Annotated in this window: 8 protein-coding genes; 2 read left to right on the top strand and 6 right to left on the bottom strand. The window is 60.3% G+C overall.

Going from position 1 to position 15,087, the window contains the following annotated elements:
- Positions 1-190: 190 nt before the first annotated feature.
- Positions 191-1,567 (bottom strand): SLC13 family permease, encoded by a 1,377-nt coding sequence (locus NZ453_RS19480; protein ID WP_263772579.1) that lies wholly within the window; start codon positions 1,565-1,567, stop codon positions 191-193.
- A gap of 276 nt (positions 1,568-1,843) precedes the next feature.
- Between NZ453_RS19480 and NZ453_RS19475 the strand changes: the two genes are divergently transcribed.
- Entirely contained in the window at positions 1,844-2,851 is a 1,008-nt protein-coding gene (locus tag NZ453_RS19475) for a TRAP transporter substrate-binding protein (protein ID WP_263772577.1), read from the top strand.
- A gap of 71 nt (positions 2,852-2,922) precedes the next feature.
- On the opposite strand, the gene NZ453_RS19470 is transcribed toward NZ453_RS19475, so the two are convergent.
- Positions 2,923-6,294, bottom strand: a complete 3,372-nt coding sequence (locus NZ453_RS19470; protein WP_263772575.1) for an EAL domain-containing protein — start codon at positions 6,292-6,294, stop codon at positions 2,923-2,925.
- Positions 6,295-6,698: 404 nt separating this feature from the next.
- Here NZ453_RS19470 and NZ453_RS22005 point away from each other — a divergent pair, with 404 nt between their 5' ends.
- Positions 6,699-9,527, top strand: coding sequence for a bifunctional diguanylate cyclase/phosphodiesterase (locus NZ453_RS22005; protein ID WP_338051195.1), 2,829 nt, complete (start codon positions 6,699-6,701; stop codon positions 9,525-9,527).
- 78 nt (positions 9,528-9,605) lie between these two features.
- On the opposite strand, the gene NZ453_RS19450 is transcribed toward NZ453_RS22005, so the two are convergent.
- The 4 genes from NZ453_RS19450 to NZ453_RS19435 all read right to left on the bottom strand — a co-directional run bounded on the left by NZ453_RS19450 (position 9,606) and on the right by NZ453_RS19435 (position 14,950).
- The gene (locus NZ453_RS19450; RefSeq protein WP_263772574.1) at positions 9,606-10,268 is read right to left on the bottom strand and encodes a DsbA family oxidoreductase; all 663 of its coding nucleotides are present in this window, start codon (positions 10,266-10,268) and stop codon (positions 9,606-9,608) included.
- Between the two features lie 123 nt (positions 10,269-10,391).
- The gene (locus tag NZ453_RS19445) at positions 10,392-12,845 is read right to left on the bottom strand and encodes an EAL domain-containing protein (protein WP_263772572.1); all 2,454 of its coding nucleotides are present in this window, start codon (positions 12,843-12,845) and stop codon (positions 10,392-10,394) included.
- A gap of 3 nt (positions 12,846-12,848) precedes the next feature.
- Positions 12,849-13,994 carry an FIST signal transduction protein gene (locus tag NZ453_RS19440; RefSeq protein WP_263772571.1) on the bottom strand — a complete coding sequence of 382 codons (1,146 nt, stop codon included), beginning with the start codon at positions 13,992-13,994 and terminating at the stop codon, positions 12,849-12,851.
- Positions 13,995-14,206: 212 nt separating this feature from the next.
- Positions 14,207-14,950, bottom strand: coding sequence for a FadR/GntR family transcriptional regulator (locus tag NZ453_RS19435; RefSeq protein WP_263772570.1), 744 nt, complete (start codon positions 14,948-14,950; stop codon positions 14,207-14,209).
- Positions 14,951-15,087: the final 137 nt, after the last annotated feature.

Below are 15,087 nucleotides of genomic sequence, written 5' to 3'. Positions count from 1 at the left end.
AGCCTTCGTCCAGCAACAGCGCCAGCCGCTCCCGCGCGGTCAACTTGCCCCGCTCGTGCTGCTGATCGATCCGCTTCTGCCCTCCCCCCAACACCGCACGCTCACGTAACTCACGCAAGACCCCCAATTGCTTCTTCGTCTTCCCGCTCATCGTCACTCCCTTATTTGAAAACTGGCTTGTCGGTCGGTGCTACAGGCCAAGCAGGCCAAAGAATACGTAGCAGATGATCGCGCCGACCACACACATCGAGAATCCCCATATCAGCAATTGCCGGAAGAGTTTCCCCTTGTCCTCGCTCTCCGCAGCACACGCGATGCAGACGGCGCCGAACAGCGAAAGCGGCGAGGTATCGACCATATGCGAGCCGACGTTGATCGACGAGATCATCGAGATCGCGTTGCCGCCGCCGAGCTGATCGATCAGACCGGGAACCAGCGGCAGGAACATCGGCATGACCACGCCCGACGAACTGGAGTAGGCTGAGATGACGCCGGTTACGAGACCGAGGATGCCATTGACCGTGACGGGGTTGGAAACCGCGGAGATGATGCCGACCAGCGCATTCAATCCACCCGCCTTATCCATCACGTCGATCAGGATGCCCATTCCCCCGACCATGACGATGACCGACCAAGGGATCGACTTGATCGCGGCCTTGCTGTCGCCGGCGTTGAAGATCAACAGGAGCGTCGAGAGCAGGAAGGCGATGGCGCCGACGTTAACCGACTTGCCATTGCCCAGTACCTTCATCAGCGTGGGCGAGAACAATCCCTTGGTGAAGGAGAGGCTCGGGAGGATGACGAGCAGAACCAGGCCACCGATGCAGGCCAGCGTCATCCACTGGTGCTTGGTAAAGGGGTCCGGCTTCGGAGCGATGGCATCGATGCTCAGCGTCGAATCACGCTGGCTGCGCACCCAGGCCCAGCCGCCGAGGAGGAAGAATCCGCCGATGTTGCCGACGAGTTGCGCGACTTCGGAGTTGAAGTGAATCTTCCACGCCAGCGAGTTCAAATCGCCGAGATGCTGCCCCATGGTGTCAAGTTGCGGCGCCATCTTGGTCAGGAAGAAGCTGGAGATGATCCCCGTCGGAGCGATAGGCGAGAATGCCGCCCCGTTGGCTGCGCCGACGACGAGCAGCGTCATCAGGAAGGCCTTCATTCCGATGCGCGAAGCAATCGCCATGGCGACTGGTGCCATCAGCGTGACCGTCGCGATATTTCCCGGCCCGATCGTCGTGATCAGCGTGATCAGGAGGAAAATGATCAGCGGAATGAGAGCGGTGTTGCCGCCCGCAAGACGGATCGCGTTGCTTGTAAACTTCTCCATGGTGCCGTTCGTCGTCGCGATACCGAACAAAAAGCAGACACCGGTGAGTATCATGAAGAGATCCAGCGGCCAGGCCTGCATGACCTTCACCGCGGGCAAATCGGCGAAGACGGCGCCGATTGCAACACCAACGGCGATGGCCACAATGCCGACGTTGAGATCCTCGTTGTACATTGAAATGCCGACTACTACGATAACGCCTACCAATGAGGCGATGGCTGCCGCAGACATCCCGAGCATTACGTTTCTCCTTACTGAGACGTGGTTACATGGCGAGGCCGTATCGGTGCGCTGTTGTCCCGGACCCTGCGGGAATTGTTTTTTGTGAGCGCATCATGCAAAAGCGATCCTACGATTTGCCGTGCGGCCCACAATTGTGGCAAACCACAAATCTGCATCGCGCAGGGAGAGCCATGTGGTTTTCCACACTGTTTGCTGGGCAGCGAATAATTCATAGTGAAAGGGGTTTTTGATGCCAAGCGCATTTGTTCGTAATCAGGGCGACGGGCTCAGAAAATGAGGGGTGTGCTTTTCCGTATTTGCTGCGCGTTGGCGTTCTTGGCCAGCGGCACGGCCCTCGCGCAGGATCCGATCGTTATCGTTTTCAGCCACGTCGTCGCTGCCGACACGCCCAAGGGCAAGGCGGCGCAATATTTCGCGGAACTCGCGAGCAAGCTCACCAAAGGAGCGGTCAAGGTCGAGGTCTACGGCAACTCGACGCTCTATCGGGATAAGGATGAGATGGAAGCCCTGCAATTGGGCGCCGTACAGATGCTGGCGCCCTCCCTCGCTAAGTTCTCTCCCCTCGGCATCCGTGATTACGAAGTCTTCGATCTTCCTTACATCTTCGACAGCACGGAGATGCTGCACCGCGTTACCCAAGGGCCCTTGGGCAAGGCGCTGCTGAAAAAACTCGAGCCCAAAGGGATCAAGGGACTCGCCTTCTGGGACAACGGATTCAAATCGTTCTCGGCGAACAGACCGTTGCGCACCCCGGACGACTTCAAGGGGCTCAAGATGCGCATTCAGTCCTCAAAAGTCCTTGAGGCGCAGATGCGGGCGTTGGGCGCCCTGCCCCACGCGATGATTTTTTCCGACGTGTACCAGGCGCTCCAAAAAGGCGTCGTGGATGGAACGGAGAATCCGCATTCGAATTTCTACTCGCAGCGCATGTACGAAGTACAAAGCCACATGACGCTGTCGGAACACGGCTACCTCGGATACGCGGTAATCACGAACAAAAAGTTTTGGGACAGCCTTCCGACGGCGATCCGCAACCAACTTGAGGAAGCCATGCGCTTGAGCACGGAGTACGCGAACAAGATCGCCAAGGAAGAGAACGACAAGGCGCTGGCGCGAATCAGGGAAACCGGCAAGACCGAAATCCATGTCCCGACGGCGGCCGAGCGCACCGCCCTGAAGCGGGCGCTGATTGCGACGCACAAGGAAATGGCCCAGCGCATCGGCAACGAAACGATCCAGGCGATCTACTCCGAAACGGGCTTCGACCCGTCCAGGCTTTAGGAATGCCGCCGACCGGCAATTGATGGCGCAGGGGCGACCGCTAGCCGGACCGCGATAACGAAATTAGTCTTTCAGGCTTGCTCGTCGCCGCCCTGGAAAGCCAGCGGACTGTACCCCGCGACCCAGTTACAGAAGTCGGACGCGGGCATCGGACGGGCGATGAAATAACCTTGCGCCACATCGCATCCCATTCTGGCGAGCAAGTCCCAGTCGTTCCTGGATTCAATTCCCTCCGCCACCGTCCTGCACCCGAGGTCGTGCGCCAGATCGATTGTCGATCGGACAATCACCGCGGAATCCGGTTGCAGCGACATGTCGCGTACGAACGACTGGTCGATCTTGATGTAGTCAACCGGGAGTCGTTGGAGGTAACTGAGGGACGAATAGCCGGTACCGAAATCGTCGATGTAGATCTGAACCCCTTCCTCCCTCAATCTGTTCAACACCTCCAGCGCATACTCAGCGTCATCCATCACTGCGTTTTCGGTAATCTCGACCTCCAGCAGGCTCGGATTGATTCCGTAGCTCCTCGTCATATCCCGGATCGTGACAAGGAGCGACTCGTCGCGTAGATTCTGCGCCGATAGATTGACGGCAATCGGCAGCGGATTCCCGGCCCGCTCGAACCCCCTGATCTGCCGCAATGCCATTTCGATGACCGATTCGGTCAAGGGTTTGATCAGCCCGGTTTGTTCGGCAAGTTCGATGAACTCCGCCGGACTCACGATGCCGCGCTCACGGTGCACCCATCGCACCAGACCTTCCGCACCGCATACGCGCAGCGTCGCGAAATCGATCTTCGGCTGCAGATAGAGTGCGAGATCGCCATTGTCGATGGCCCGACGCAATTCACTGACGATCAACAGCCGCCGGCGCTGGTCCCGGCTACCGCCAGGTTGGAAGACAACCCATTTGGCACGGCGTTTCTTGGCCTGGTGAGCCGCGATATCGACATGCCGGAAGAGGTCGTGCGGCGTCGAGCCGTGTTGGGGAAACGTGGCAATTCCAAACTTGGCGGAAATGTCGAGGTCGATATCGGCGATCGGGAACGGTTTCGACAGCGACGCCTCAATGCGCTGAGCGAGCGCTGCCGCCTCCGCGGTATCCGTCCGCGGCGCGAGGATGCCGAACTCATCGCCCCGCAGGCGGGCGATGGTGCAACTTTCCGGAACCGCGGCCTTGAGGCGCGAACCGAACTCTTTCAAGAGGTGGTTTCCGTGATCGAACCCCAGCGCGTCGTTGATTTCACTCAAGCGCTCGACGTTGGCCTGAAGCACCGAAACCGGCGAACGATTCCGCGACGCGTCGTCCAATGCCGCCCGAAAGCGTTCTGCGAACGAGGCTTCGTTGGGGAGGCCGGTCAGCGCATCGAAACGAGACATTCGCTGCATCGCGGCTTCCGTCTCCTTCTGCGTCGCCGCCGCACGCAGGTTCGCGATCCCGAAAGCCAAATCGTCTGCCGATTCGTTGAGCAGGCTTATTTCGCTGGAATCAAAACCGTTCTTCTCCGCCCCGCAAATGGTCAGGACTCCGATGACCTGATTGCCCACCCGGAGCGGGCAGGCGACCCCGGACGCATGCCCATCGGCCACTGACCAGGCCGCACACGCGGGGTCAGCGGATGTCTCCGGCACGACGACGCTCTCGCCAGTCCGCAGCGCCGTAAAGGCGAAGTTCTCGATGCCTCGTCCGCCCAGCCATGACGCCGCCAAATCACGCAGGCCTTCGAGGCCGTTCGCACAACCGCATTGGGCCATCGGCCGTAGCGAAGCGCGTTCCACGGGGTCGCCGTACCAGACGGCGGCCATGGGATAGCTCCCGCAGGTAACAATGGCCTCGCACATGCTGTCGAGCAGATCCTGCTCTTCTTTCGCACGCAACATCGCTCGATTACCGGCGCTCAACATGCGTAGGGCACGCGTCACATGCTCCAGGTCATGCACATGTTGTTCGAGCTCGGTGTTCAACACCTTGATGTGTTCCTCCGCCTTCTTGCGTTCCGTGATGTCGGTACCCAACACGTAGTACCCCGCCACTGCACCGTCTGGGTCGCGTTTCGGGACATAGTTGATTACGTGCCACACGTTGGGGAAAGGCTGCCAGTCGTAACTCTGCGGCTCGCCGTTCAGCACTTTGGCGATCAGCGGACCAGCTATGGCGTACCGCTCTTCACCGAGGATTTCGCGAACCGTATACCCGGTGATGTCTTCCTTGTCCGCGGCGAATCTCTCGCGATACTGCCGATTGACGTACACATAACGCTGCTGGTTGTCGACGTAAGCGATCAACGCCGGCACGTTGCTGATTACGCTGCGCAGATGCTCCTGGCTTTCAAGCAACTGCTGGGTTCTCTCCTGCACCCTTCCCTCAAGCAGCTCGTTCTGTTTTCGCACGGTATCTTCGGCTACACGCTCCGTCGTCACGTCGCGGAAAACGAGAACGACCCCCGTCAGCTTTCCCGCCGGATCGCGAATTGGGGCGGCGCTATCCGCGATGGGCGTTTCGCTTCCGGAGCGGGCGATCAACGCGGTGTGGTTCATCAGTGCCTGCGTTTTCCCGGTCGCAAGAACCGCGTCAATCGGATTACTGGCCGGCGCGCGCGTCCGTTCGTTGACGATGCGGAACACCTCTTCGACGTGCCGGCCTTTGGCTTCCGCAAAAGTCCATCCAGTAAGCGATTCGGCCACGGGATTCATACGGGTGACGCGACCCTCGGTATCGCATGCGAGCACACCGTCGCCGATCGAATGCAACGTGGTCGACAAGCTTTCTTCGCTAAGTGCCAGTGCACGTCGATGGGCCTCCGTCTCCCGCAACTGACGCCGGATTCCGACGTAGGCGATCGACAGAAGCACCACCAGGGATAGAGCAACCCCGATTGCCGTGGCCGGAAGAACTCGGCGGGAACTGGCTTGCTCGGCGCTGCGCATTTCAAGGAGCTTGAGCTCATCCGCGTGCATCTCGTTGAGCAGCCCGTACGTTCTCTGCCGCGTTTCCTGCAGCGGGGCTTTGGCGACGAACTCCGTGGCGGCTTCGACACCCTGCGTTTTGCGCAGCCATTCCGATTGCCTGGAAATGGCGAGACGTTCGTTGATCACCTGCCGTAGGTCAGTCCACCGTTCCTGCTGCCGAGGGTTGTCCGCGGTAAGTTCTTTGATCTGCTGCAGCGTCGCCTCGCGCTCCGCAATTACGCGGTCGCGCTCGGCCAAGTGCTTGGTATCGCCCGAAATCCGGAAGCTCTGTGTGCTCAGTTCGATCTGAACGGTGGCGGCCTTGGCTTGAGCCAGGCTGTTGAGCACCTCGTGCGTATGGCTGACCCACCGAGCGGATTCGGTCGCATCTCTTGCGACTCGCCAGGTACTTGCAGCCAGCACGACGACGACGACCGCCGCCGTACAAAACGACGCGAATATTCTTGAGTCGGAACTCGACGCCCCTACCACAAGCACCTCCCGCGATATTTCGTTAGACCTGCCAACTACACATCCCGATCGGCGCGCTCCGGATAAATTAGCCGGTTTCGGGGAGGATGGTCTGCAAACGCATAAAGGCTACTACAAAGAACTATGCCGTTGTACCAAGGGCCGGCTAGACGCCTCCGCAAAACCACCACCGAGTGCCAAATTGCCGTGTCCGCCCGAGTCGGAACCCGCACGAATCCTTCGCCGTTGCCGGGAACAACGCTTGCTCTCCTCCATTCAATCGAACGGCACTCGTACCAGGTTGGCTGTACGCCCTGGTCCAGTTGAAACGGGTGCGATTCAGTTTCGAGCGTTTGGGCCACTGATGGTTCGTGTGAGGAAAGGCGGCCTATCGCGGACTTGAGGAAGCAATCGCCGGAGCAAGCGTGTTGACGATCAGTGCGGGGGCATTGGATACGGCGGTGGAAGAGGCCGAAAGCTCCGTTCGCGAGCGTTCGGTACGGACCCTGTTGTTCTGGCTGGTTCTCGCCTGCCTGGTTCCGGGCATCATGGGCGCCGTGGGGTTCTTCGTTTACGAATACAGGTCGGGTCGGACGCAGCTTGAGAAGGATACGATCCAGACCGCCCGCGCCTTGGCTCAAGCAGTTGACAACCGCGTGCTGCAACTCGAAGCCTTGGCCCAAGGGCTCGCCACCAGCCGCTTCCTCCAAGCCGGCGATCTGGCGCAATTCCATATGCAGGCGCGCCGCGCCCTGGAGCAGACCAAGTTCCCTGGATCGGTCGTACTTACCGATCGTTCGGGACAGCAATTCGTGAATACCGCTCGACCGTTCGGCCAGGCACTCCCGGTCCACGGCAACCCGGAGGCTATCCGTCTCGTGCTGGATACGAGACGTCCCCTCGTATCGAACGTCTTCTTCAGCACGTTGCTTCAAAGACAACTCGTCGCCGTTGTCGTACCCGTCTTCATCGAAAATCGAGCCGTACTCGCGCTGACCATCACCCTGCCTCCCGAAAGCCTGAAAGATATTCTCGAAAGCCAGGGCCTACCGGACGGCTGGGTGGCTACGATCCTCGATCGAACCGCTTCGATCGTGGCGCGGAGCCGGGAAACCGAGCGCTACGTGGGGCAGAAACCCGCGGCAGCGTTCCATCAGCGCTTTCTCTCTTCGGAGGAAGGCATCGTCGAGGGTGTAATGAAAGACGGTGTAGCGGTGCTCGCGGCTTACACGCGTTCCGCGGCGAGTAACTGGACCGTCGCCCTTTCCATCCCGCAGTCGTATCTGGGTGGACAATTCGCGCGCCGTCTCTCGGCAATGGCATTAGGCATCGCCTGCCTTTTTGCCATCGGTTTGGCTCTCGCCCGCTGGGTGTCGTTGCGCATCGCCGCCTCGTTCCAGAGCCTGATCGGTCCGGCCAATGCGCTGGGTGCGGGCCGCCGGGTCGATATTCCCTTGCTTGGGGTCAAGGAAGCCAATGAGGTGGGAAAAGCAATCGGCCTTGCCGCCGGATTGCTCACGCGACGTAACCGTTCTTTACAGGAGAGCAATGCGCACCTTCTCGAGAAGGAGCGTGAACTGGAGGAAGCGCATCACCTCGCGCGATTCGGGACCTGGAACTGGGATTTAGAGAACGGCGAATTCAAGACGTCGGATTCACTGCACGACATCTTCGGTCGGGATGTTCCCGCCTTCTCCGAGCAACGCGGCACCTTGCTGACACTTGACTCATGGGACCGGGCTAAAGCCGCCGTGGACGAGGCATCAAAGACCGACGGATTCGATCTCGAACTCCAGGCAATTCACAGTACCGGCGCGACAGTCTGGGTGCACTGCAAGGGGAAGCCCGTGCGCAACGGCAAAGGTACCGTGGTCGCGCTCAGGGGAACGATGCAGGACATCACGCAGCGCAAGGTCGCCGAGCAGTGCTTCCGTGAAGCCGCGCTTCACGACACGCTCACCGGCTTGCCCAATCGAGCGTTGATTTTTGAAAACGGCGGCCGCTTGCTGGCGGGCGCCGTGCGCGGCGACATTCGCGGCGCGCTGCTGTTTGTTGACCTCGATCGATTCAAGCCGATCAATGACCTGCACGGTCACGAGGTGGGCGACCGCGTGCTACAGGAAGTAGCAAGTCGCTTGAAAAGCTGTACGCGACGCGAAGACCTTGTCGGCCGCCTCGGCGGCGACGAGTTCGTCGTCATCCTGGCACGCATCGGAGAGGACTGTCACCGTGCGGCCGTTGTGGCCCAGCATATCGTCGACCGCATCAGCCGGCCTTACCTGATCGATTCGCTGGAACTCAGCCTGTCGCCATCGATCGGCATCAGCTGTTTCCCGGATCACGCGACGGATGTGAATACGCTGATCCGTACGGCAGACCTGGCCATGTACCGGGTGAAGCAATCTGGGCGCGCAGCTTACCAATTCTATTCGAAGGAATTCGAGCAGCAGGCCGGTACTCCAACCTGCACGCTGACCTCACGCTTGGAACGCGCACTCGATAATCACGGACTGAAGCTGCTCTACCAACCCATCGTCGACATACGAAGCGGCCTACTGATCGGGGCCGAAGCTCTGCTGAGATTGGCAGACGACCCCGAGCAGCAGGTCGCCCCGGACTCGCTGATTCCAGTAGCCGAATCCGCCGGGTTGATGGAAGGGCTGGGCGAATGGATCGCCCGTGAAGCATGCCGGCAGCACCAGAAGTGGCTCAAGGATGGACTGCGCGTGACCATTGCCATCAACGTTTCTCCGCAGCAGTTCCGGCAGCGACATTTCGCCGAGCGGGTCGGCTGCATCGTCTCGCAGAGCGGAGTCGATCCGGCTTGTGTGCAGTTGGAGATCGCTGAAAGCACGGTTCTCGAAAACTTCGACGACGCCATCAAGGTACTCGGCAGGATCAAGTCACTTGGCATGAAGGTTGCGCTCGACGACTTCGGCACCGGTTATTCCAGCCTGAGCACCTTGACCAGTCTCCCGCTCGACAAGCTGAAGGTTGACCGCTCGTTCGTCCGGCGACTCGAGAGCGATGCACCAAGCCGAGCCGTCACCGACGCCATCATTGCGCTCGGCCATACCCTGCACCTCGAAGTAGTCGGCGAAGGCATTGAATCGGAGAGCGCGCTGCGCTATCTAGAAAAGCACGGATGCAATCAGGGACAGGGATTCTTGTTCAGCCCTCCGCTTGCTGGGCAGGACCTGACGACTTGGCACGCCGGAAACGGCCATGCCAAACACGCGGCTGAACCCGCCTAGATACTGCGGCACCGCATCAAAGAGAGGGTTCGGCTCAGCGATACCGTCGTCAAACAACCTTGCCGAGCGGCGGTATCGTCAGTTCCGAACCTGCAAAGCCTGTTTGATCGTCCGAGCCAGGATGTGGGGATCTTCGGCACCCTGCACGCCGGTTTTCCTGTCGACGATGAACGTTGGCACTGCGGAAACGCCCCACTCCCGAGACTCGCTTTCCATCTTCAGAACCTCGGAGGTGCCGTCTTCGGACCCCAGATACGCAGCCGCTTCATCCCGGTCGTATCCGCATTCCGCGGCAATTCCAGCGAGGACGTTCTTGTCGCCGACATTCTCGCCACGCTGGAATTGGCCTGCGAACAAGCGCTCGACGAGGGCCGAGGCATCTGCACGCTCTTGCACCCAGTGAATGAGCCGATGCGCATGTAAGGTATTGGCGCGCATCTCGATGCGATCGAACCGAAAGTCCACGCCATGAAGCGCCCCCGCAGTACGCACACGGTCGAAGATGCCGGCCAACCGTTCAGGGCTGCCAAACTTTCGAATCATGAACGGCATGTAGGGCTCGCCCTCGGACGGCGTATCCGGACTGAGGAAAAACGGCCGCCAGCGCTTTACACAAGCGAAGTCCGGATGTTGTTCACGTACGAGATCGAGCGCCAGATCGAGGCGGCGCAGTCCGATAAAACACCACGGGCAAACAACGTCGGAGACAATCTCGATGACGTGAGGGGTAGGTGTAGCCATGGCGACTCCCGAAAGGGAACAGTCATGTGACCCGACAACGTTCCATTAGTTGCCAGCGGAGGCCCAGGACGAGGACGGTGGTTTCTCTATTTACGTCTAGCACCAGGGGCGTTCCGATGCGGCTCATTGGTCCATGGCGTCATTCAATGCAGCCAGCAGGTCCTCCACCGCATCCCGGAATTGGCGCCAATCCGGTACGCGCTTCCCCGCTTGCTTCTTCTCCACCATCTCACGGGCCAGTTGATGCGTCCTTTGGTGGCAGCGTTTCACGCGTTCGCTATCTTCACGCAGTACGGCCGCTGCCGCGTCCCCAGAGTGTAGCCAAGCAGCAAACCGACACGGCACCTCGGGCGATATGCGTGCACCTTTACCTTCCAAGTACCTTTCAACCTCAGCCGCCCATGAGTGATGCTCGGCCCAGGCATAGAGCAACGGGAGTACGGCGCGCCGGGCCGGCCGCACTTCGACCCAGTCGCGGTGAGGCTGCCAGACGTCCAGCCACAGACCCAGCTCGCGGGGCGGCATCGGCGGAGCAATGCCGTATCCCTGCCCCATGACGCAGCCGAGGCGCAGGAGCATCGTTCCGTGCTCGTCGGTCTCCACACCTTCGGCAATCACTTCGCGGCCGAAAGCCGTTGCCAAGCTCAGAATCCCGTCGAGTATGGTCACATCATCCGGATCGTCGAGCATATCCCGTACAAAGCTCCCATCGACCTTGAGCTGGTCGACCGGCAAACGTTTGAGGTAACTCAGCGACGAATAGCCAGTACCGAAATCGTCGAGCGAAAAGCGGACACCGATCGCGCGGCACTCCTCGATGATCTCAGAAACCTGCGCGAGGTCCTTGAGCGCGCTTGTTTCGAGAATCTCTATTTCCAGGCGATCGGGCGGCGCATCAGGATGTTTGGCCAGCAGTTCCCCGAGACGCCGCACGAAACCAGGATGGAGCAATTGTCTCGCGCCGACATTGACACTGACGCTTAGCCCCGGCCGCGTGGCTTCCCAGATTTCGAGCTGGGTCAACGCCTGGTCGACGACCCAGTCGCCGAGCTGAACGGCCAAGGGATGATCCTCGATGATCGGCAGAAAGAGTGCCGGCGCAAGAAGTCCTCGCGTCGGGTGTTGCCAGCGCACCAGGGCCTCGACGCCGGTCACTTCGCCGGTGCGCATATTCACCTTCGGCTGATAGTGCAGGACGAACTGTTGCGCCTCGAGAGCGCGGCGGATGTACTCGTGGCTCTCGTGCATGCCCCGCACCGAGCGGTGTTCTTCGGTATCGAAAAAATGGTATCTGTTCTTGCCCGTCAGCTTCGCCTGATACATGGCCTGGTCCGCCTGCCGGAACAACTGATCGGCGTCGACTTCTTCGAGTTGCGGATAGAACGTCACGCCGATGCTGGCGGAAACGCCGAGTGTCAAGCCGTCCACCTGGACGGGCTGCGCCGCTGCGGCAAGCAAACGGGTAATCATCGGCACGCTGGCCGCGGCATTCGGCAGATCGAGCAGGACAGCGATGAACTCGTCTCCGCCCAGACGAGCGAGCGTGTCGCTCTCGCGAAGCGTCTGCTTCATTCCGGCGGAGAGCGCCACCAGCAACTTGTCGCCGACGCCGTGCCCGTGTCGGTCATTGATGGCTTTAAAACCGTCTAGATCGAGGTAAGCGACGGCGAGCAGTTGCTGGCGTCTGCGCGCCGCTGTCATCGCCTGATGCACCCGGTCTGCGAGCAATACGCGGTTCGGCAACAGCGTCAGCATGTCGTAATGCGCGATCCGCTTCAGCTGCGCTTCGCGTTCCTTGATCTGCGTGATATCGGTCGAGATCCCGCACAAGGCGTAAATGCGGCCGTTCTGGTCAAACAATGGCAGCTTTGTGGAACGGTACGTGGCGCGCAAACCGGTCAGGCGAATCGCGGCCGTTTCCTCGGCAATGACCGTATGGCCTTCCCTTAGCACCTTTTCGTCATTTCGCCGGAAGTCAGTGGCCGTTTCGTTGTCGAACAGGTCGGCATCGCTTAGCCCAATGATCTCCTCGCGTGTCTTTCCAAGCAGATTGAGTAACGCCCGATTCACGAACAGGTAACGATACTGCGTGTCCTTGAGATAAATGCAGGCATCGACGCTGTCGAGAATCGTCTGCAGCTTGTTCTCGCTCGCCGCGAGAAGCGCCACCTGACTTTTCAAAGCGTCGGTGACCCGCCGGTAGTCGTCCGAACGCGCCGCATACTCCTCCGACAACCTCTCCTGCGCGAGCTTCGCGACGATCGCCTCGTTGCGAAAATCTGCCGCCTTCGCCGTCACGGCGAGCAGCGCCTCCAGCATGCCGGGCGCTTGATCAAGCGCTTCACGCGGCAAGCTGAGATGCCAGAGCAAAGGCCCCAACGGCTCGATCGCCGGCGCACCGAACGTCAACAACACGCCTTCGACGCGTTCCCGGAAATCCGGCAGGAGTTCATACGCCACGTCACAGTCGGAGACCAGCAGGACGACGGCGCCCGACAGGAGGTCCCGTTTCCGGATCGTCCCGGTTTCAAACCCTGTCGGCGGGTCGTCGATCAGGCTGAGAAGCTTGGGCCTCATCCCCTACCGCCAGAACACCACCGTGGCGCATGTCATGTTGTGAAACAGATTGCGGGTGTAGCCCTCTCCCCGCGGCAATGGCGAAATTTCGCCTCGCGAGGGAAACCCCGCGATTGGGAGACCCGGCGAAAACGCCTGCTTGAGTTCGTTCACCTCGCGTTCGATCAGCGGCCCCAGAAAAGCCTTTCTGCCAGTGCAACTGACAATCAACGCGGCGGCGGGTTCGCTCCCCTGCCCGCGCAGACGGGCGGCAATGCGGCGAATCTCGTCCAGCATGATTTCCGGATCGGCTTGGCAGGCCTGGACGGTTTCGCCAACGTTAACTCCGCCGAAGAACCCAAGCGATCCAGACGATAACGTGGCCTTGAGCATGATGGAACGCAACCGCGCTTCGTCCGGTCCGTTCGGGCTGCTGATGCGTACCGACAGCACGCCCCGATCCGTCTGCAACACCGGCTTGCCGGTTTCCCGTTCAATGAATTCCGCGGCCGTCACCCCGTCGATACGATCGATGATGTGGCTGTTTGCCGACTCGATCCGCCCGGGGTGCCCGACCGACGGCTGCGAATTCCCCACAGCGAGCGAGAACTCGAGATCGCCATACGCTGCCAGCATGACGATCGCGTCGTTTGTCACTTCCCCGTTGGCGTAAATGAAGCAGGCGGCACCCTTTCGGTCATCCATGGCCAAGCCGCCGACGATCGGAAACGCGGCGGTCCGATTCAGCGTTGCTTCAACGACACAGGGATCGACTCGAAAATCCGATACGAGATACGCAAGGCGAGGAAGCTCACCTTCGCTCACGCGTGAAATCAAACCTTCCAGCTTGCGCTCAAGGTTATCGTTTAGGTCACAGACACGATCAAGACGCCAGCTTACCCGCCCGTCGGAGTTCAGACCGAGCGCGGCGGCACCATAATCGAAAACGCCGCTCGACTCGAAACACCCGTCGCCGCTGTTTCCCACGACGATCACGTCATCGCGACCCAAACCGTCGTACAGGCCTTCGATCAGGTCGGGGGCCGCGAAATGGATCGACGAAAACAGGAAAACAACCTCCGGTTCAACCGCGCCCAGCGCTTCGCCCAGCGCCATGCCCGCACGATAGGGATCATGATTCACCGACGTAGCCGAAACCGCACGCATCATTCCTCCCGTTCTCTCTCTGTCCCTCTTTGCCGGCCACCACGCACCAGCCGAACCCGCCGACCGGTACCGACTTACGTCCCTGCACGGCATTTCCCACTGACTTCATCATACAGGGGGAACGCCGCAGTTTTTTCTAGTAGAAAAGCGCCTTTAGCGGCGTTTCCTCACCTTCACTCTCAGCCTCGCTCAGGATCGAGCAAGTCCCGCTACTTTCAGCCCCCCGTCTCGCCGAGCCGCCGCCGCGCGGCGTTTCTCCGCTCTTCCTCTTGCGCCGTTTCCGCCATGCTTTCGCGCACGAAACCGATATGCGAGCGGGCGGAACGCCCCGCCGCCTCCGGGTCGCGGTCGTGTATGGCTTGCCAGATCGCCCGGTGTTGATCCTGCAATTGCCCCCAGCGTTGGGGTCTCGCCTGCAGGTGTTCGAGATTGTGCGAAATATGACCGTGGATGACACGCATGAGGCTGGCGCTCAAGTGCCCGATCAGCACGTTGTGTGCCGCCTCGGCGATGACCTGGTGAAAGGCCACGTCGGTGTCGATGCAAGCCACCATGTCTTTCCCTGCATACGCCGCTTCCATCGCCTGGTAAGCGGCGTCGAGCCGTTCGAGGTCGGCATCCGTAGCACGGTCGGCGGCCAGCGCGGCCGCCTGGCCTTCCAGCATCTGGCGGAATTCAAGCAAGTCGCGCTGCAGTAACGGTTGCCCCTGCAGCATTTCTTGCCAAGGATCGGCGAAGTGCGCCTGCAACCGGTCAGTAACAAACGTTCCCTCGCCGTGCCGCGTCACCAGGAAGCCGCGTGCTGCGAGCTGCTGGATGGCCGCACGCACCGAAGGGCGCGAAACACCGAGTTCAGCGGCCAGGTCGCGTTCAGACGGCAGCCGCTTTCCGGGTTTGAGCGAGCCTTCGAGAATGCGCTTCTCGAGTTCGGCAGCGACAGTATCCGAAATACGGGCCACGGCAGGCCGTGGTGATCGCGTCGCGTCCATCATTGTCCTTAGTGGTAAGACCACTGCGATACTAGTCAGTACGAGGCAAAGCGTCAACGGCGGAAAAAATCAGTTGACATCGGTGTTTCTCGCTCATAGAGTCCGCA

It is taken from the genome of Propionivibrio soli, assembly GCF_025770765.1.
Lineage (GTDB): Bacteria > Pseudomonadota > Gammaproteobacteria > Burkholderiales > Rhodocyclaceae > Propionivibrio > Propionivibrio soli.
This window is presented reverse-complemented; position numbering and strand designations above follow the sequence as displayed.

Excerpts from the sequence above, each read along its gene's own strand:
- NZ453_RS19480 (WP_263772579.1), bottom strand. The coding sequence starts at position 1,567 with ATGCTCGGGATGTCTGCGGCAGCCATCGCCTCATTGGTAGGCGTTATC.
- NZ453_RS19475 (WP_263772577.1), top strand. The coding sequence starts at position 1,844 with ATGAGGGGTGTGCTTTTCCGTATTTGCTGCGCGTTGGCGTTCTTGGCC.
- NZ453_RS19450 (WP_263772574.1), bottom strand. The coding sequence starts at position 10,268 with ATGGCTACACCTACCCCTCACGTCATCGAGATTGTCTCCGACGTTGTT.
- NZ453_RS19445 (WP_263772572.1), bottom strand. The coding sequence starts at position 12,845 with ATGAGGCCCAAGCTTCTCAGCCTGATCGACGACCCGCCGACAGGGTTT.
- NZ453_RS19440 (WP_263772571.1), bottom strand. The coding sequence starts at position 13,994 with ATGATGCGTGCGGTTTCGGCTACGTCGGTGAATCATGATCCCTATCGT.